The sequence below is a fragment of the Sporolactobacillus sp. Y61 genome (assembly GCF_040529185.1).
In the GTDB taxonomy this organism is placed as follows: Bacteria; Bacillota; Bacilli; order Bacillales; family Sporolactobacillaceae; genus Sporolactobacillus.
In genome coordinates, this window is the sequence record NZ_CP159510.1 from 55252 (window position 1) to 71862 (window position 16611).

Here is a 16611-nt window from a genome sequence, read left to right on the forward strand (position 1 = left end):
TGTTCATTTTTTCATAGACTCTATGATGAGATCAGTGGATCCGGTCTCCATGCTTATCCCCCATAATAAAAACCGGTTTCCTTCATCGTCAGCGGATCGCCTTCACGATGTACGCCGGCATTGATCACTTCGCCGATATAGATGAAATGATCGCCTTTTTCGATACGATCTGTGACTTTACATTCAAAATAACTGAGTGCATCCTTAAAAATCGGACATCCGGTTTCCCGGGTATAGAATTCATAACCGGCCAGTTTGTGCTCTTCCGGTTCAAGCGCTTTGAAAAAGGCCATGACCATATTCTTCTGCCCTGTCTCGAGTATGTTCACGGTGAACACACTGGATGCGGCAATCTGCTGCTGCGACCGGCTGCCAGCTTTGGCGGCAAGCGCAACCAGCGGCGGTTCGAACGAGGTCTGGGTCAGCCAGTTTCCGGCAAAGGCGTTCACCCCGCTGTCATCTTTTGTCCCAATCAGATACAGTCCGTATGTAATGCCGCGCAGCGCCAGCTTTTTTGCTTTTTTATCCATTTTCAATCTCCCCTCTGATCTATTTTCACTATTTCGTCATATTCACAATTTATTATAGGTCAATCTCCTGTGCCAATTCCAGTGTCCGGCTGCGGTTTCTCATCAGATTTTCATCTGTTTTTCATCGTTTTCTTTGACAAATTTCGTACACTGAACATGCATCCTGATCGCTCTGTTGGTACCTGTAAGCGATTTTCCAGTAAAATGACTGTAGATCGTCAGATCAGGAGGGGAAGCGGTTGAACAAACACATTCTGATTGTTGAAGATGAGGAAAAAATTGCCCGTGTGATCCAACTGGAACTGGAGCACGAAGGCTATTCCGTTGAAAAAGTCAAAACCGGAGAAAGGGCTCTGGAAGAGTTTCAGAACGGCGGCTGGGATCTGATTCTGCTGGACGTCATGATCCCGCAACTGAACGGCATGGAAGTGCTGCGGCGTATTCGCGCGAAAGATAAACGCTTACCGGTGATTCTGGTCACGGCGAGAGATTCCGTGATCGATAAGGTCAGCGGGCTCGACCAGGGGGCGAACGATTACATTACCAAGCCGTTTGTGATTGAAGAATTGCTGGCACGTATCCGGGCCTGCCTGAGGACCCTCCACACGAATCAGGAAGAAGATGAAATCCTGAAAGTCAGTGACCTCACGCTCAATCCGTCAACACGGGAAGTCCTGCGTGGTGACCAGTCCGTTGAGCTTACGCCACGTGAATTTGATCTGCTGCTTTTCCTGATCAGGCACCACAGGCAGGTTCTTAATCGGGAGCAGATTTTGCAGCACGTCTGGGGTTATGCGTATTACGGGGACACCAATGTCGTTGACGTTTATATTCGTTATCTGAGGAAAAAAGTGGATGCGGGGTTCGACGCGCCTCTGATCCATACGGTACGCGGTATCGGCTACGTTCTGAAGGAGTAATGTGATGAAGCTGAAAACAAGGATTCAGGTGCTCACCACCGGACTGGTTCTGATCACCCTGCTTGTGACAAACCTGGCCATTTATCTGCTTTTTTACACCATGACCGTCCACGGCGAACAGGATCGGGTCGCCCGGCAGGCGGGCAACATCATGATCACGCTGAATGCAGAAAACGCCGCGCAGGTGGACCCGGAGCACCTGATCCGCGGCTATCTGCCTGAAGACGGCATGATCCGCCTGGTGACCAGGGCTGCAAAAGTGAAAATTGCGGCTGCAACCGATTCTTCCTATAACCGGGTTCCAACTGTTTTTCACGATCGAGAGACGAAGCGCACGGAGGAGATTGGAGGCAAACTTTCTGTCATCGCCTCTGTTCCGATGATCTGGCGCGACGGATCCATTGTCAGTCTCGAGGTCATCCAGAACATCGATGCCATCCGCCGAAACATGAACCTGCTGAAGATTGTACTCGCCCTGACCTCTCTGATCATCCTGATTCCAATTCTTTTCACCACTCAGATGCTGAGCCGGCTGATTCTCAATCCGATTCATGCCATGATCCGGACAATGGAGAAAATTCAGCAGGGGGACCAGATGCAGAAAATCAAATGGAAAAACAAATCAAAAGATGAGCTGCAGCAGCTGGCAGATACCTTTAACCGGATGATTGACCGACTGGAGCACAGTTTTGAAAAACAAAAGCAGTTTGTCTCAGATGCCTCACATGAACTGAAAACTCCGCTGACCGTCGTCGAAAGTTACGCTGCGCTGTTGAAACGCTGGGGCCGTGAAAAGCCGGACGTACTGGATGAAGCCATCCAGGCGATCCATTCGGAAGCCCTCCGGATGAAGTCCCTGATCGGACAGATGCTGCTGCTTGCACAGAGTGATGATGAATGGACCCTTGACGTGACGCGGGTCGATATCATCCGGCTCGCAGATGAAACGGGACGGCAGATGGGAAAGGTATACGATCGACACATCCGGACGATCTCCACGTTTACCAGCCTGCCTTGCGACATGGATGTGGCGAAAATCCGCCAGCTGCTCGTGATCTTACTCGACAACGCCATCAAGTACAGCAAAGAGTCGATCACCATCCGGATTGGGACTGACGATAATTCCCTTGAAATCAGAGTGGAAGACCGTGGCACAGGTATTCCTGAAAAAGATCAGGAGAAAGTGTTCGACCGCTTTTTCCGTGTAGATAAAGTGCGCAGCCGGGAAACCGGTGGATCAGGACTCGGTCTGGCCATTGCACGGCATATTGTTTCCGCCCATAAAGGCCGGATGAAACTGCAAAGTGTCGAAGGAATCGGGACGTGTGTCATTGTCCTTCTGCCACTTCACAGGGAGTTGAATAAATGAAGAAGAAAAAAGCAGGGTGGATCGCCGGCCTGACCCTTTTCACCCTGGTTACCGCAGCCGGTGTTGCACTGGCCATGGATTATGGAGAACGGATTCCTGAAGACCGGATCGCAAGTGCTGCCGTTGAACGATATGGTGGAAAAATCCTTTCAGTCCGGCTGGAGAATCAAAACGGACGTGAGGTGTACCTCATGGCTCTCAGGCATCCGCGCGGGGAGTACCAGCTGACGCTTGACGCCGAAACCGGAAGTACTGTGGCTTTGAAAAAAACAAAGAACGCCTCATCTGTCGCACCCGCGCCTGAGACGATCACCGAAAAACAGGCAGGATCCATTGCGACAAAGCGAACCGGTGGAGCCATTCTGTCTGTTGAAAAAGGTGAACTGGAGGGCCGGGCGGTCTACACTGTCCGGACCCGCTCAGGCAGTAACACCACCGAACTGAAGATTGGTGCGGCAGACGGAGCCATTATAAGCGAACAGGCGCTGCCTGCCCCGGAGCAGAAAAAAGAACCAAAGACTGTGATCAGTGAACAGGAGGCACGAACGCTCGCACTAAAAAAAGTGAAAGGAACCGTCATCCGGTCCCGTCTTGAAGAAAATGATGATCAATATGAATATCAGGTGACCATTCAATCCGGTAAGGGGACGGCAGAAGTCTATGTCCATGCCTACAGTGGGAAAACCTCAATCAGCTGGAATGATGACGACGCAGATGATGAAACGGATGAAAGTGAAAATGAACAGGATGAAAATGAAACCGATGAAGAGGATTGATCCTGATGCAGGTCTTCATTTCTCATCATTTTCTCATCTTACGCTCGCTTTCCATTAATCTCCTCAGACTAAGATAAAAATGTACCAGAAAACAAGGAGGAAATGGAAATGAAAAAAATTCTGGCAGCATTGGCAATTCTCGGGGTATTCATTCTGGCAGGCACCACTTTCAGCTTACTTGCGAGTTCACCGGATGTATCCCGGGCAGATGAAGCCGTCGTCTATACCGATGACGATCTGAAAGACGACGACAGCCGTGCCGAAAATGACGACAATCTGAAGGACGACGACACACGTGCAGAAAATGACGACGATCTGAAGGGCGATGACGGCCGCGTCGAAAATGATGACGATTCGAGAGATGATGATGCTAAAAAGCAGACGCAGAGGAAGCCGGAAACTGATGTCGTCTCTGCTGATCAGGCGGCAGAAGCAGCTGTGAAGGCAATCCCTGGGAAGGTTACCGAACTGGACCGGGACAGTGATGACGGAAAAGTGGAATATGAAGTCGAGATTGACGACAGGAACCACCACGAAAAAGAAGTCACTGTAGACGGCAAAACCGGAAAAGTAACCGCTGAACGTGATGATGACGATGACAGAGAGAGCGCTGAAGATGATGATGAAGGCGAGCATGATGATGACGGTGAACACGACGATGACGAAGATGATGAAGAGGATTAAAGTGAAACATCAATCAGTGGGGCTTTCTTCATCCCCCACTGATTTTGTTCGTTAAACCCATCGGGCTGCTACGGGCAGTGATCCCCACCGGGCCTGTTCTTTTCCCCCTCATAACCCTGAGGGGGAACTGCCCGTTCAGGCGGGATATGTTTTTGCCCGGCCGATTGCGGAAGTTGCGCAGAAAGCAGGCCCGACACTACTGCCAGGCGGCTCTATACATTAGGCGAAAAAATTCTGCTTAACTTAAGTAAAAAGGATAACAGCGAACTGCAATAGACGGAGGGATTCCGCCTATTGGCTCAAAAACCATGAAAAGGGGGAATTTTTTATTGTCTAATCGGAATTTCTCCGCTTATTACACTTCGAAACCCGTTCTACTTTGCATTAAGGCGGAAAATCTCCGCTTATTAAGCAGAAGGATTATATTTACAGGCTCAGTATTTCGGCCGGAAGAAAATTTCATTAAAAGCAGATAACGTCCCCCCTGCCGCCACGGATCCGCGCGTCCGGATTATTTTTGCTTTTCGATGCATGATAAAGCTAAAGAGACGTGCGGGAGGGGTGGATGATGAATCGTTTTTTATATCTGGCCGCTATGCTGAGCTATATAGCCGCCACACTCCTCCCCGCCTCTGATTTTCCGGACACTGCGGTCTCCGTACTCTGCCTGCTTGCCGTTCTCACCAGTCTGCCTGCCGTCCGTGGACCTGTCTTGTTTTTCGGGCTCGGTTTTCTCGCTGGCGGCATCCTTCTTCTGGCCCGTTCCGGTATCACGCCAGCAGCGTACGTCACATCATTCGGAGACATGATCCAGATGGTCACCCTTTTTGCCTTCATTCCGATCCTCACCTTTCCTGTCCGTTTTGGCGATTATGCGGAACAGATCCGTCACCTGGTCAGAAAGAGGCTCCGCGGAACAAACAGTCTGTATCTACTGACCTCGGCAGCTGCTTATCTCTTCAGCTCATTTATGAATCTTGCCGCGCTCCCGCTCACTTATGATACCATTGCCCGCTCCGCAGGGGATTATCCGATCGGGAAAAAGAAACGCTTTCTGACCCGGGCCATCACACATAGCTACGCGATGCCGCTTGTCTGGAGTCCACTGACACCGATCGTCGGTACCGTTCTTGATCTGACCGGTACTGAATATGCGCCTGTGCTGCCTTACCTGATTGGGCTCAGTGCCGCCGGACTGACTCTGGACTGGCTGACGGCAGGTTTGATACTCAGACGGGCCGAATCCGGACCCGTAAGAAATACCCGAACAGAAGTTGCAGCTGCCCGGGCGTTGCGTGATCGTCCGTACCGACTGATTCACATTCCCGTGGCGCTGATCATTCTGAACGGGCTGATTATCCTTCTTGATCAATGGTTGAAACAGAGCTTCCTTTTCCTTGTCACCTTGCTGGTTCTGCCTTTTTCCGGCATCTGGTGCCTGCTGATCAGGCGGGGAGCGCTCTTCTTCCCGGCTGTCCGGCATCATTTCAACACCTGGCTGCCGAAAATGGTCCATCCGTTCTTTATCTTTCTGTCCGCGGGATTCTTCATCACCACACTTCACGTTTCCGGAGCAGATGCGACCCTGACTGAATGGGTGGCCATCGTCATCCGCCGGACAGATCTGCGCGTTTTTCTGGTGGTTCTGCCGCTGATCCCGTTCGCCCTGGCTTTTCTCGGGCTGCATCCGGCGGTCAGTCTCGCCCTGATAGCCGGTTCTGTTCACTCCGGTTCTTTTTTTCACACACCTGTTGTCATCACCGTGGCCATGCTCGGCAGCGCGGTTCCGGCTTTTCTGATGGGACCTTATAATGCGACTCTCAGTATGATGTCCGGAATCGTTAATGAGAAGCCGTTCACCCTGTCGAAGTGGAACTTCTCCTTTACGTGGCGTTATCTCGTGATGCTGACCGTGATGATTCAACTGCTCTATACGCTGTTGTGATTTGGAAAAAAATACGGATGAGTTCCGCCCTCACCCTTCCATTTTACTTCTTGTCATAGGTCCCGATATGTTGCAGCGCTTCTTCGACGATGCTCATGTCTACAGCATCCTCCATATTCACCTTGCCGACAATCGCTCCTCTGTCCTGATAAAACTGGTACTGATCAGCAATATTTTCAACCCGCAGCCGTCCATCCGGATCAAGGCCCGTCACCGCGACTTGCTTCCACTGTTCTTTATCATCCAGCGGCGTATATTCCGTCATGATGTCTATGATCTGATTGAGGTTTTCACCTTTTTTTACAAAAGCATCATTATAATCCCGAAGCGCCTGAATATAGGCTGCCATAAAGCGAACCGCAACATCGCGCCGGTCAGAGGCAAATTCCGGTGAAGCCAGCACCATGGCGATCTGGGCATCTGGAGCGAAATCCGTCGCATCACCGAGCCGGACATGAATCCCGTCGCTGACGCCTTGCGTGATCTCCGGCTCAATCTGCAGCGCCGCATCAATCGATCCGTTGGCAATCGCCGAAAGCATATTGCCGAAGTCCGGCATCAGCACAAATCTGACATCCTTCCGCGTCAGCCCGGCGCTTTCCAGCATTTTCTGATAGATGTAGTCATCCACCGCATTTTCTGTGGAAACAGCCACTTTCTTCCCTTTCAAATCCTGATAATCTTTAATCTCATCCTGCTTATCCTTGCCAATGACGAAACTGAAATAGGCATTTCCCGGAAGATTATGTCCTTTGTCGCCAATCATCTTCACATTGATGCCCTGAGCGATGGAGTTGAAGAAGGAAGCCGAAGAAATGCCGCCGGCAATATCGATTTTGCCTGAAGCCAGAGCCGGAAGCATATCATCGCTGTTTGTAAAAGTGGTAAAAGAGACGTCAATGTTATAAGCATCAAAGTAGCCCAGCTTCTCCGCAATATAAAATCCCGCCCCTGAGGCCGACCCGTCTTCGGCAATCACGACTTTTGCCCGCTCTTTAAGTGGTGTAAGATTCCCCGGCAGATCGACTTTTTTTGCCGGCTTATCGTCGGTCTGATCACTCCCGCATGCTACAAGAAAAATCAGTGTGAGAATGAAAAATCCCTTCAGCCATCTGGACATCTTTACATATCCTCCTTATTTTTTGCCGTGCGGGAAGCCGTGACTTCCTGCCGCAAATGATGGTGAATCTTCACAAACAGCTTCGCCATGCCACTGTCCGCGCGCACCTTTTCAATGGTCCGCGGGCGATCGAGACGGACATCGATAGACTCTGTTATCGTCCCCGGCTGGGACGACATCAGTTCCATCCGGTCGCTCAGAAGCAGTGCTTCATCGATGTTATGTGTGATAAAGACAACGGTTTTTTTCGTCTCCGCCCATATGGTGAGCAGTTCCTCCTGCAGTATGATCTTATTCTGTTCATCAAGTGAGGCAAAGGGTTCATCCATCAACAAAATTTCCGGGTCATTGGCAAAAGCCCGGGCAATTGATACCCGCTGCTTCATTCCGCCGGACAATTCTTTCGGATATAGACGGGCGGACTCGCTCAGACCGGTTTTTTCCAGATATTCCTCTACACGGGAGCGGACGACCGATCCTGGGGCACCGCGGACTTTCAGCCCAAATGCCACATTTTCCCACACCGTCATCCAGGGAATGACCCCGTTTTCCTGAAAAACCATCGACTGAAGCGGGCGGTCTCTGGAACCGGGCCGGATTGTAAAAGAGCCTGAACTCGGCTTTTCCAGGCCGGCCAGGATACGCAGTAATGTCGATTTACCACAGCCGGACGGTCCAAGCAGGCAGACAAATTCCCCCTCCCGTACCTGGAGGGTGACATGGCGCAATGCAGCCGTACTGCCTCCCTTCTTATAAAAAACTTTTGAAACATCATCGACAGTGATTTTTACATCTGACATGGCATCTCTCCTCCTCTTACTGCCACGGGACCATTCTGCTCTGCAGGGCGCGGACGCCAAGCGAAAACAGGTAGCCGAAGAAAGAGATCAGAACGAGACCAACGTACATTTCCTTCATGACAAATGCACTGTACGAGGTCCAGATCAGGTAACCAATACCTGACGTGGCGCCGACCATTTCGGCGGCAACGATCGTCAGAAGGGCGATCGCCTGCCCCATCTGAATCCCTTCGAACATGACAGGCAGTGCGCCGGGCAATGCAATTTTCAGCATATAGTCCTTGCCTGTTGCTCCGAAATTTCTTGCGACATCCATGTAGATGCTGTCAATGCCCATCACCCCCGCCGCTGTATTGATCACGACAGGAAAAAAGACACTTGTTGCAATAGTGATCACTTTCGATACTTCACCAATCCCGAACAGGATGATGAAAATCGGAAGCAGGGCAATGGTCGGAATCGGCATCAGACTCATGACAATCGGCTGCACAAACAGTTTTACCGGCTTATAAAGACCCATGAACAGACCGATGATGATGCCCGGAATGACGCCGAGGAAAAAACCGCCGGCGATCCGCAGCAGACTGATTGTTAAATGGTTAAACAGTTCGCCGGATGCCATCAGATCGATAAAGGTACCGATAATTTCAGTCGGCGGCGGAAAGAAACGGGCGTCGACAAGATTTGTTCGTGAGAGTATTTCCCAGATCATCAAGAGGAAAACGGGAGAGGCAATCGTCAGCGATTGCTTCAGCCGTCCTCTCCGCCTGCGTCTGCGCCATTCCTCACGCTCACTCTCAATCATTTTTTTATCCTGTTCACTCATGGTTTCAATCCTGTTTGTCTCCTTCTCCAAGTGAACAACACCTCGATTTATCTGATCATTTATATATATAAAGAAAGGCTGAAAAACAGAAGTGGACAAAATTCACCTTTGTTTTTCGACCGGACACGCCAAGTGGGCTGCCTGAAATGATGGAGTGCAGAATCGTGTGTACTCAACTTTTTATATTCTTCATTAGAATCAAAGGTGAAAACATAGTTGCCATTGCATTTCATTAGTGAGACTCCGTTCTATGTGACCATGACAGCGGTCACTTAAACTTTTTTGCCTGTGTGATTTAGATTTGTTAAAGAATCGATGAAATGAAGGCAAATAAAATCAGGGACACCTGTATGGTGAAGGTATCCCTGATCTTTGTATTATGCGTGGGTTTTAAGCAGTTTTCATGGTGAGAAAACGGTTATATGCGGTTCATCGCTTGCTTCAATTTACTCCCTGACCTTGCCGGCACGGGCGCTCCTTTCCTTCTTTTCACCCGGCTTTTCACCCGGGTATTCATTTTTCACACACTGTCGACAGATTCCTGGCGAGCTCATTTTTCAGTTTTCCGTGTTTTTCCATGTTGAACTGTTTGTCTGCATCAAACCAGTTGGAGGCATCATAGAGCCACACCGGCTTTTTTCTTTGCTCTTCTTTTTCCCACTCATACCGGGGAAAAATATGAGCGTGCAAAAACGCGTCAGTATTGCCCAGGATATCGTAATTGACACGTATCGGATGACAGACATCGATGATGACGTCTCCAATCAGGCTCATATCCGTTAGAAACTGCGAGCGTTCAGAGACTGATAAATCATTCAGGCTGAACACTTCTTTTTTCGGAAGCAGGACGCAATAGCCGGGCAGAAACTGCGTATCGCCAATGACCGCGTAGCCGCTTTTCATTTGGGCCAGAACCATCGGATTCGTTCCGTTTCTTGCTGATTCAATTCTGTTTTTTCTCCAGTTCACGGCTGTCACCTCCAGCATCTGTTTTCTTCAGTCATTCTGTTACAGTTCGATCCAGTAGCGCTGAGTGATCCGCTCTTTATGTTGCCTTTCATTTTCAAGGATACCGCCATTATTGGTGATTGTTTTCGCAGAACCTATATTATTCTTATCACAAGTGATGAGCACACGTGTGAGTTGAAGGTTGCGTGCTTTATTCAGTGCCATGGCCAGCATCAGGGTTGCGTAGCCCTTATGCCGTTCCAAAGGGCGAATGCCATAACCCATGTGCCCGCCGAAATCGAGTAAAGCGTCATTCAATTCATGGCGCAACTGCACCGCCCCATAAAGGCGCATGTGATCGTCCGCCAAAAAGTATAAGGTTGCCGGAACCCAGTCACGCCTGCGCACCACATCGGTTTTTCCCTCTTCCAGGCCCGCCAGGAATTGCGACCAGGTGTGACTTCCTTTGTCCGAAGCCTCTGGAACAACCCTTTCCCCGGACTCTTTCCATTCCGATAAGTAATCATTATAATTGTCTTCAAGTTCTGGCGTCAGTTCAACTAATGTCAACATTGAATCACCCCGATACCTGTGTGGACTTCATCAGCCGGCACCGCATATTTTTTAATCACCCTTCTTATATACCAATTCAAAAACTTCGCAGACACATGGCATGTTTTCGGTAAACGTCACCCCGGCTTCAGCATATTCCTGTTTGAAAAAGGCTTCATGGACACGGCGCCAATATGCCAGTGTGCGGTCCCCTTCCCCTTCGTGCCAGGCATGCTCCCAGGTGACTAAGCGATAGGGAAGAGTTTCTACAACAACGGTTCGGGTCATTGCCACAGGGTCACCGCTGCCATCAAGAATCATGTTGAACTCGCCGACTTGCGGAAGGGGTTCGCCCTTTTCATAGAGTTCACGGGCTGAGGTTGTTGCTGTTTTTATCCCTTTAACAACAAGATCAGCCAGTTCATCAGCCATATCAGGCGTATTGCCAAACGCCCAGGCCTGATAATTGTTATGCGTGAACCCCTGCCTCTTTTTAAAATCGTTCCAGAAAGCCTGAATTGCTTTATCGTTCGTCATGGATACGCACTCCTCCGATTGGGCGAATTTTACTGATTTTTGTTCCCTCTTCCTATGTAAACGAGACCATTTGAACAATGTCCATTCATTGTCCTGTAAACAACCTTTTCATATACTAAATCCTCAAAACCCTCTGTCCAGATTTTTACACGTTCATCATCATGATGCCTCAGGACCGCACCATCCGGTAATTCGAAGACGCCATACGCCCCATATTTTTGTTCGTACCTTTTATACCGCATGACATTTCGCTCATCGGCATTTATCAGAAAATCATTCACGTAAATGATGCCGCCAGGTTTTAAAACACGCTTGATTTCGCTGATGATTGCGTCCTGCTCTTCATCTTTATGGACGCAGGTAAGAACAGCAAGCAGCAGCACCGCGTCAAAAGTGTGATCCTCAAAAGGTAACTTGCCGCTGTTTATGGCAGAAAGCTTCATTTCGTCAGATTCATTAAACCGGGCACGCTGAATCATTTCTTCTGAGAAATCAACCCCGTATAAATGAGTAAAATGACGGCTGCTCAACTCCGATAACGTTCGACCATAGCCGCAGCCATAGTCCAGTATTCTATCATCTTTCGATACATACCTGGAAAAAAGATCCAATCGAAAAGGAGTAGTAAACCGCTTATCACCTGCCACTTTATTCCAGTAGTCTTTCTGGCTTTGCATGCATCATGCCCCCTAACCACGCATGCGGCACATTCGCCTCATATGAAATTGATTGTACAATGACAGCAGGTAAAAAGCTACAGGTGACAGGCAGATACTTTATTTCAAATCTGAACAGGCGTGCCTGATTCGTCAATTCTGATGCATGAAAAACGATTTTCACTCATTACTGTGATACATTAATGGCGATGGGAAATACAAGGAGGTATTTGAATGAGCATCGTGACGATTGGAAAAAGCCAGGTCAAAACCGTCCCACTTGGGCTGGGGACAAATAAAGTCGGAGGCCATAACCTGTTTGCCGGTTTATCGGAGAAAGACGGTCGGGAAACCGTTCGGGCCGCGCTGAAATCAGGTATTCAACTGCTGGATACAGCTTTTATGTACGGTAAAGGGCGCTCAGAGGAATTAATCGGAGAAGTCATCAGGGATTTTCCAAGAGATCAGGTGATTATTGCCGATAAAGCTGCCCATGACTTTTCAAGCGGTCAAATGGTACTAAATAATGATCCTCAGTTTCTGAGACAATCAGTGGACAAGGCTCTGAAACGACTGAAGACGGATTATATCGATATTTTTTATATCCATTTTCCTGATGAAAAAACACCAAAAAGTGAAGCAGTCGGCGCCCTCCAGGAATTAAAAGAAGCAGGGAAAATTCGAGCCATCGGCATTTCCAATTTTTCATTAGAACAGACCAGGGAAGCTAATCAGGACGGTTATGTGGATGTGGTTGAGAATTATTACAGCCTGATCCACCGTGATGAAGAAATAAATTTATTCCCTTATTTGCGAGACGCGGGGATTTCCTTTGTCCCGTACTTCCCGCTTGAATCCGGACTGCTTACAGGCAAGTTCAACAAAGAGACGACGTTTGACGAAAGTGACCCACGCAGTAAAAATAAGAAATTTACGGGTCAGGCGTTCCAAAAGACGATGGAGGCGGTTGATACCCTTCGCCCGATTGCGCGCAGGCACCATGTTGACGTCCTTCAGGTTGTCCTGGCATGGTACCTGGAAAATCCTGATCTGACTGCTGTAATTCCGGGTGCCCGTAATGCCGGACAGATACCAGGCATTGTCCAGTCTCTGGATGTTCAACTGTCAAAAGAAGAATATGATCTTATTGACCAAAACTTCTCAACCCGATAAACCCTGACCAAAAAGAAGCGCTGTGAGGCGCTTCTTTTTTCCGCAGTCTGCCGTTTATCCCGCATAAACGGACAGGCCCGGGTGGGGATAACGGCCCGCACCAGCCCGATGAGTTCAACGAACAATCAGCGGGAGATGAAGAGCCCCCCACTGATTGAAGTTTGACTTTATTCAATCGAGCCAGAGCGTTTGGATAAAAGCACATGGATCAGCATCTGATGCCTGCAGATCTCATCATGGTTATTTTTTAATTCCCCAGTAGCAGCGTTTTGGGATACAATTTTCTCTTCTTTCTTGAGCTTTGCCATGATTTTGCTGACTTCTTTCTTGTCAATCCCGGTTGCTTCAGCTACAGCACCCGCATTTGCAGGTCCCGCAGCTTTTTCAAAAAAAGCAAGGACTGCATCATAATTTTCCACCTGGATCCTCTCCCTTAAACGTATTCACTCAAACTGAAAACACCTTCATTATACAAATTCACCGTTCCCCTGATATATTGCAGGTCGCAGTGAATATGGCATTTCTGTGTCGTTTTGACTACCATGAGGGAGCATCATACCGTATGATCAGGATCAGCTGAGCTTCGATAATGAGTACCGGGAGAAACGGGGATAGGTTTTCCCTCTCTGACAAATATTAGTTACCCGACCAGAGCACGTGCTTCACAGATTGGAAAACATCATATGATTCAATTAAAATACATTTCTCATTTGAAAAGACAAACTTGACAATCCAAGGCATCAGATGCTTCATAAGTTTAAAATTCTGGAATCCATAGTCCGAATCAAAGTAATGAATCATTACACTGAGAAGCGTGCCGTGACTGCTGATGACTAACGTTTGATCCCTATAGTTACGCAGTAATATATTTAAGAAGCCGATAACACGGTCCTGGGCTTCCTGCAGGCTTTCCCGGCAGGAAGCTTATACTGAAAATCTGCCCACTGTCTTTTTGCATATGATTGAAAATCATCCACCCATTGTCCGATAGTTCGTTCACGAAAACCCGGAACATGATGAATGGGCATACCTTTTTTATCTGTAAAATGACGGATGGTATCCAACGCACGCTGATACGGGCTTGAAAAAACAGTATTGACGTCTTTATCCTGAAGAAAGTCGGTAACCAGTGTTCTGTCCTTCAACCCCTTGCCGGTTAATGGTCGACATCTGTCATTGTGGACACGGGCATCTGACTCAGCATGCCGGACAAAATAGATGATGGTCATCTGGCGACACTCCCATAAGTAATCTTTATATCAGAATGTGTTTCTTACTTTCCTCATGGTGCTGCGCTATTCCGGAGAGTCCCCAGCTCACCCTACAATCAGTGCTCTGCGTCCCATTGCATCGTAAATCCGAATGAACTTTCCTTTTTCCACCCGAACATTTTTTCCGCTCCGCTCAGTAGATTCGCAGTCGTTGAAAGTGACGAAATCATCATTTGTGCCGGTGACGACAATACAGTGCAGCGGTCTCGGGGCAAAAACATTTTTCCGGCAGGAGTCTTCCAGTATCGCATGACCGGCATCTCATGGGAGATTGTGAACCAGACAAGGACCGGTTTCCCTTCGCCAACAGCCTGCTCAATAACCTTGAAATCTTTTCCATAAAGTGCCGTCCCGCCACCGCGATAATGGTCAAGGACCTGCTTTAATGGCTTCGGGTTAATCGTGACACCATCGCCATAAGGATCTCCGACAAAGCCGACTTCCGGATCGCCCCAGCTTCTCACGGAACCATCCGGGTTTTCGATCAGCGGTGTGCTGTCGCGCGGCATCTGCCGGACCACAGTCTCCTTATCCACATTTACTCCATAATAATGAAGGGCCATCGTCAGGGCGACCGCCTCACATCCGGTCGGCAGTTCCGGTCGCTGCCGGATCAGAGGGACATCCAAAAGAGCTGTCAATACGTCCACCTCCTGTTTTTCCTGCTTTATTCGCTTTTTTCAAAGGCGACTGGTAATATATTCGTATGGACAAAAGTCTGATCATTTTCCAGGCCATGCAGGCGATCTGTCTGAAGATACGTGTAGTATATCATATCAATATAGTATAATAATCTTAGTCTTTATTATAATCTTTTCCCGTTCGGGCAAAATATGGGTAAGGCTTTATTTGTGTTTATACTGATTCATAAAAATAAAACTAAAAAACTGTTTAACTGGGAGTGGACATTTTGACGTTGCAAATACCTGAGCATGTGAATCTGTATGATGAGATGGTGAAGCAGGCAAAATTACATCCTAAGAAAGTAATCATCGAAGATTTAAGCGTTGCGCTAACCTATAAAAAATTCTTAATCGCTGTCAATGTGATGAGCGGTAAGCTGGATCAGATTGTAAAGGGCGAGAAAAGGGTGGGCATTTTTCTGCCGAACGTCGCCGCACAGGTGATTGTCCTGTTCGCGCTGTTTAAAAATGAACAGCAGCCCTGTCTGCTGAATTTCACGATGGGCACGCAAAATATTATCGACTGCATCGAAACCGTCTCACCGATGGAGACCGTCATCACATCAAGGGAATTTGTGAAGAAGGCGGATCTCGAGTTTGTTATTGAAGAGATGGAAAAGCAGGTTAAAGTCGTTTACCTCGAAGATGTCCGCAGCAGTATCACCACATTTCAGAAGCTGTCCGGATTATTCGGATCCAGAGTGTCCGGTCTGAAGAAAAGGGAGCAGTCGGAAGTCATTCTGTTTACATCGGGAACCGAATCGAAACCAAAGGGGGTCATCCTGACACATCGGAACATTTATGCGAATATTAAACAGGTCTTTAATCATGTCGCACTCGATGAGGATAGGGACCGCATTTTAAACCCACTGCCACTCTTTCATTCTTTTGGCATGACAGTCGGTTCGATCCTTCCGGTTGTCGGGAATGTAAAAGTATTTCTCTACCCGTCACCACTCCATTACCGGGAAATCCCGAAGATCGTTGAAAAAGACAAAAGTACACTTTTTGTGGCGACCAATACTTTTTTCGAGAATTATGCAAAATATGCAACGAGAGAGCAGCTTCATACTCTGAGAATTGTCGTCTGCGGGGGTGAAAAGCTGCAGAAAGATGTCAGAGATACCTACCGCGATAAGTTTGGCATTCAAATTATGGAAGGATACGGAGCAACCGAAACGTCGCCGATTATTTCTCTGAATACCGCGCAGCACCATAAAGAAGGAACGGTCGGCCGTCTCGTTCCCCTGATGGAAGCCCGGATTTCCAAAGTGGAAGGAGTGAATGAAGGCGGTAACCTGCTACTTAAGGGGCCGAATGTTATGAAGGGCTACCTCATCCATGGAAAAGGATTCGTTCCGTGCGGAGAGTGGTATAATACCGGTGATATCGCTGAGATTGATAAGGATGGATATATTCGGATTATTTCCCGGTTAAAACGCTTCGCAAAAATAGCTGCAGAAATGATTTCATTAAATAAAGTTGAGGAACTGGCACTAGAATGCTTCGGCGAATCAGTTTTCTACGCCGTCAGTATCCCCGATAAGCGCAGGGGAGAAAAAATCATTCTGTTCACGACCAAAGAAGATGTCCCGGTCAGGAAGTTTAAAAAGTTCATCAAGGATAAGAAAATGTCTCTGCTCTATATTCCTTCCGAAATCAAACATATTGATGAAGTGCCACTGCTCGGCAGCGGGAAACCCAATTACTGGGTACTTGAGAAACTGGCCAAAAAAGAAGAATGAAAGCATACAGGAGCACGCAAAAAAGGATGGCAGATTCAGCCATCCTTTTTCTTTAACCTGATTTTCCGTTGTCGGA

The 16611-nt window shown here is 48.2% G+C and carries 19 protein-coding genes; 7 read left to right on the plus strand and 12 right to left on the minus strand.

All coding sequences use genetic code 11. The features are described 5' to 3' along the window. Positions 1-53: 53 nt before the first annotated feature. Positions 54-530 carry a flavin reductase family protein gene (locus ABNN70_RS00300; RefSeq protein WP_129929498.1) on the minus strand — a complete coding sequence of 159 codons (477 nt, stop codon included), beginning with the start codon at positions 528-530 and terminating at the stop codon, positions 54-56. Between the two features lie 239 nt (positions 531-769). On the opposite strand from ABNN70_RS00300, the gene ABNN70_RS00305 reads away from it, so the two are divergent. From ABNN70_RS00305 to ABNN70_RS00325, 5 genes are all read left to right on the plus strand, one after another. Further along, a complete protein-coding gene (locus ABNN70_RS00305) occupies positions 770-1450 on the plus strand; it encodes a response regulator transcription factor (protein WP_129929499.1) in 681 nt (226 codons plus the stop codon). A 4-nt stretch (positions 1451-1454) separates the two neighbouring features. Further along, entirely contained in the window at positions 1455-2819 is a 1365-nt protein-coding gene (locus ABNN70_RS00310; protein ID WP_129929500.1) for a HAMP domain-containing sensor histidine kinase, read from the plus strand. Beyond that, positions 2816-3595 (plus strand): PepSY domain-containing protein, encoded by a 780-nt coding sequence (locus tag ABNN70_RS00315; protein ID WP_353948354.1) that lies wholly within the window; start codon positions 2816-2818, stop codon positions 3593-3595. The genes ABNN70_RS00310 and ABNN70_RS00315 overlap by 4 nt, the downstream gene beginning before the upstream one ends. A 108-nt stretch (positions 3596-3703) precedes the next feature. Then, positions 3704-4279, plus strand: coding sequence for a PepSY domain-containing protein (locus ABNN70_RS00320; RefSeq protein WP_353948355.1), 576 nt, complete (start codon positions 3704-3706; stop codon positions 4277-4279). Positions 4280-4847: 568 nt separating this feature from the next. After that, the gene (locus ABNN70_RS00325) at positions 4848-6224 is read left to right on the plus strand and encodes a hypothetical protein (protein WP_353948356.1); all 1377 of its coding nucleotides are present in this window, start codon (positions 4848-4850) and stop codon (positions 6222-6224) included. Positions 6225-6267: 43 nt separating this feature from the next. Here ABNN70_RS00325 and ABNN70_RS00330 read toward each other — a convergent pair whose 3' ends face one another. From ABNN70_RS00330 to ABNN70_RS00360, 7 genes are all read right to left on the minus strand, one after another. Further along, positions 6268-7344, minus strand: a complete 1077-nt coding sequence (locus tag ABNN70_RS00330) for an ABC transporter substrate-binding protein (RefSeq protein WP_353948357.1) — start codon at positions 7342-7344, stop codon at positions 6268-6270. A gap of 2 nt (positions 7345-7346) precedes the next feature. After that, the gene (locus ABNN70_RS00335; RefSeq protein ID WP_353948358.1) at positions 7347-8144 is read right to left on the minus strand and encodes an ABC transporter ATP-binding protein; all 798 of its coding nucleotides are present in this window, start codon (positions 8142-8144) and stop codon (positions 7347-7349) included. Between the two features lie 16 nt (positions 8145-8160). Next, the gene (locus ABNN70_RS00340; protein ID WP_353949462.1) at positions 8161-8970 is read right to left on the minus strand and encodes an ABC transporter permease; all 810 of its coding nucleotides are present in this window, start codon (positions 8968-8970) and stop codon (positions 8161-8163) included. A gap of 513 nt (positions 8971-9483) precedes the next feature. Further along, positions 9484-9939, minus strand: a complete 456-nt coding sequence (locus ABNN70_RS00345; RefSeq protein ID WP_353948359.1) for an HIT domain-containing protein — start codon at positions 9937-9939, stop codon at positions 9484-9486. 39 nt (positions 9940-9978) lie between these two features. After that, positions 9979-10491 (minus strand): GNAT family N-acetyltransferase, encoded by a 513-nt coding sequence (locus ABNN70_RS00350; RefSeq protein ID WP_353948360.1) that lies wholly within the window; start codon positions 10489-10491, stop codon positions 9979-9981. Between the two features lie 51 nt (positions 10492-10542). After that, complete coding sequence (locus tag ABNN70_RS00355; protein ID WP_353948361.1) at positions 10543-11007, minus strand: ASCH domain-containing protein; 465 nt, start codon at positions 11005-11007, stop codon at positions 10543-10545. Between the two features lie 29 nt (positions 11008-11036). After that, positions 11037-11684, minus strand: coding sequence for a class I SAM-dependent methyltransferase (locus ABNN70_RS00360; protein ID WP_353948362.1), 648 nt, complete (start codon positions 11682-11684; stop codon positions 11037-11039). Positions 11685-11897: 213 nt separating this feature from the next. On the opposite strand from ABNN70_RS00360, the gene ABNN70_RS00365 reads away from it, so the two are divergent. Further along, complete coding sequence (locus ABNN70_RS00365; RefSeq protein ID WP_353948363.1) at positions 11898-12836, plus strand: aldo/keto reductase; 939 nt, start codon at positions 11898-11900, stop codon at positions 12834-12836. Between the two features lie 167 nt (positions 12837-13003). On the opposite strand, the gene ABNN70_RS00370 is transcribed toward ABNN70_RS00365, so the two are convergent. The 4 genes from ABNN70_RS00370 to ABNN70_RS00385 form a co-directional block, all read right to left on the minus strand. Further along, positions 13004-13255, minus strand: coding sequence for a hypothetical protein (locus ABNN70_RS00370; RefSeq protein WP_353948364.1), 252 nt, complete (start codon positions 13253-13255; stop codon positions 13004-13006). A 217-nt stretch (positions 13256-13472) separates the two neighbouring features. Beyond that, positions 13473-13742, minus strand: coding sequence for a histidine phosphatase family protein (locus ABNN70_RS00375; protein WP_353949463.1), 270 nt, complete (start codon positions 13740-13742; stop codon positions 13473-13475). Further along, positions 13706-14065 carry a histidine phosphatase family protein gene (locus ABNN70_RS00380; RefSeq protein ID WP_353948365.1) on the minus strand — a complete coding sequence of 120 codons (360 nt, stop codon included), beginning with the start codon at positions 14063-14065 and terminating at the stop codon, positions 13706-13708. Before ABNN70_RS00380 ends, ABNN70_RS00375 begins: the two co-directional genes overlap by 37 nt. Positions 14066-14163: 98 nt before the next feature. Then, positions 14164-14748, minus strand: a complete 585-nt coding sequence (locus tag ABNN70_RS00385; RefSeq protein WP_353948366.1) for a C39 family peptidase — start codon at positions 14746-14748, stop codon at positions 14164-14166. Positions 14749-15008: 260 nt separating this feature from the next. Between ABNN70_RS00385 and ABNN70_RS00390 the strand changes: the two genes are divergently transcribed. Continuing rightward, positions 15009-16535, plus strand: a complete 1527-nt coding sequence (locus tag ABNN70_RS00390) for an AMP-binding protein (protein WP_353948367.1) — start codon at positions 15009-15011, stop codon at positions 16533-16535. Positions 16536-16611: the final 76 nt, after the last annotated feature.

What these genes read in the sequence shown, in the direction of transcription:
- ABNN70_RS00310 (WP_129929500.1), top strand. Translation starts at nt 1,455, where the DNA reads ATGAAGCTGAAAACAAGGATTCAGGTGCTCACCACCGGACTGGTTCTG.
- ABNN70_RS00350 (WP_353948360.1), bottom strand. Translation starts at nt 10,491, where the DNA reads ATGTTGACATTAGTTGAACTGACGCCAGAACTTGAAGACAATTATAAT.
- ABNN70_RS00300 (WP_129929498.1), bottom strand. Translation starts at nt 530, where the DNA reads ATGGATAAAAAAGCAAAAAAGCTGGCGCTGCGCGGCATTACATACGGA.
- ABNN70_RS00330 (WP_353948357.1), bottom strand. Translation starts at nt 7,344, where the DNA reads ATGTCCAGATGGCTGAAGGGATTTTTCATTCTCACACTGATTTTTCTT.
- ABNN70_RS00325 (WP_353948356.1), top strand. Translation starts at nt 4,848, where the DNA reads ATGAATCGTTTTTTATATCTGGCCGCTATGCTGAGCTATATAGCCGCC.
- ABNN70_RS00355 (WP_353948361.1), bottom strand. Translation starts at nt 11,007, where the DNA reads ATGACGAACGATAAAGCAATTCAGGCTTTCTGGAACGATTTTAAAAAG.
- ABNN70_RS00315 (WP_353948354.1), top strand. Translation starts at nt 2,816, where the DNA reads ATGAAGAAGAAAAAAGCAGGGTGGATCGCCGGCCTGACCCTTTTCACC.
- ABNN70_RS00365 (WP_353948363.1), top strand. Translation starts at nt 11,898, where the DNA reads ATGAGCATCGTGACGATTGGAAAAAGCCAGGTCAAAACCGTCCCACTT.
- ABNN70_RS00380 (WP_353948365.1), bottom strand. Translation starts at nt 14,065, where the DNA reads ATGACCATCATCTATTTTGTCCGGCATGCTGAGTCAGATGCCCGTGTC.
- ABNN70_RS00335 (WP_353948358.1), bottom strand. Translation starts at nt 8,144, where the DNA reads ATGTCAGATGTAAAAATCACTGTCGATGATGTTTCAAAAGTTTTTTAT.
- ABNN70_RS00320 (WP_353948355.1), top strand. Translation starts at nt 3,704, where the DNA reads ATGAAAAAAATTCTGGCAGCATTGGCAATTCTCGGGGTATTCATTCTG.
- ABNN70_RS00360 (WP_353948362.1), bottom strand. Translation starts at nt 11,684, where the DNA reads ATGCAAAGCCAGAAAGACTACTGGAATAAAGTGGCAGGTGATAAGCGG.
- ABNN70_RS00340 (WP_353949462.1), bottom strand. Translation starts at nt 8,970, where the DNA reads ATGAGTGAACAGGATAAAAAAATGATTGAGAGTGAGCGTGAGGAATGG.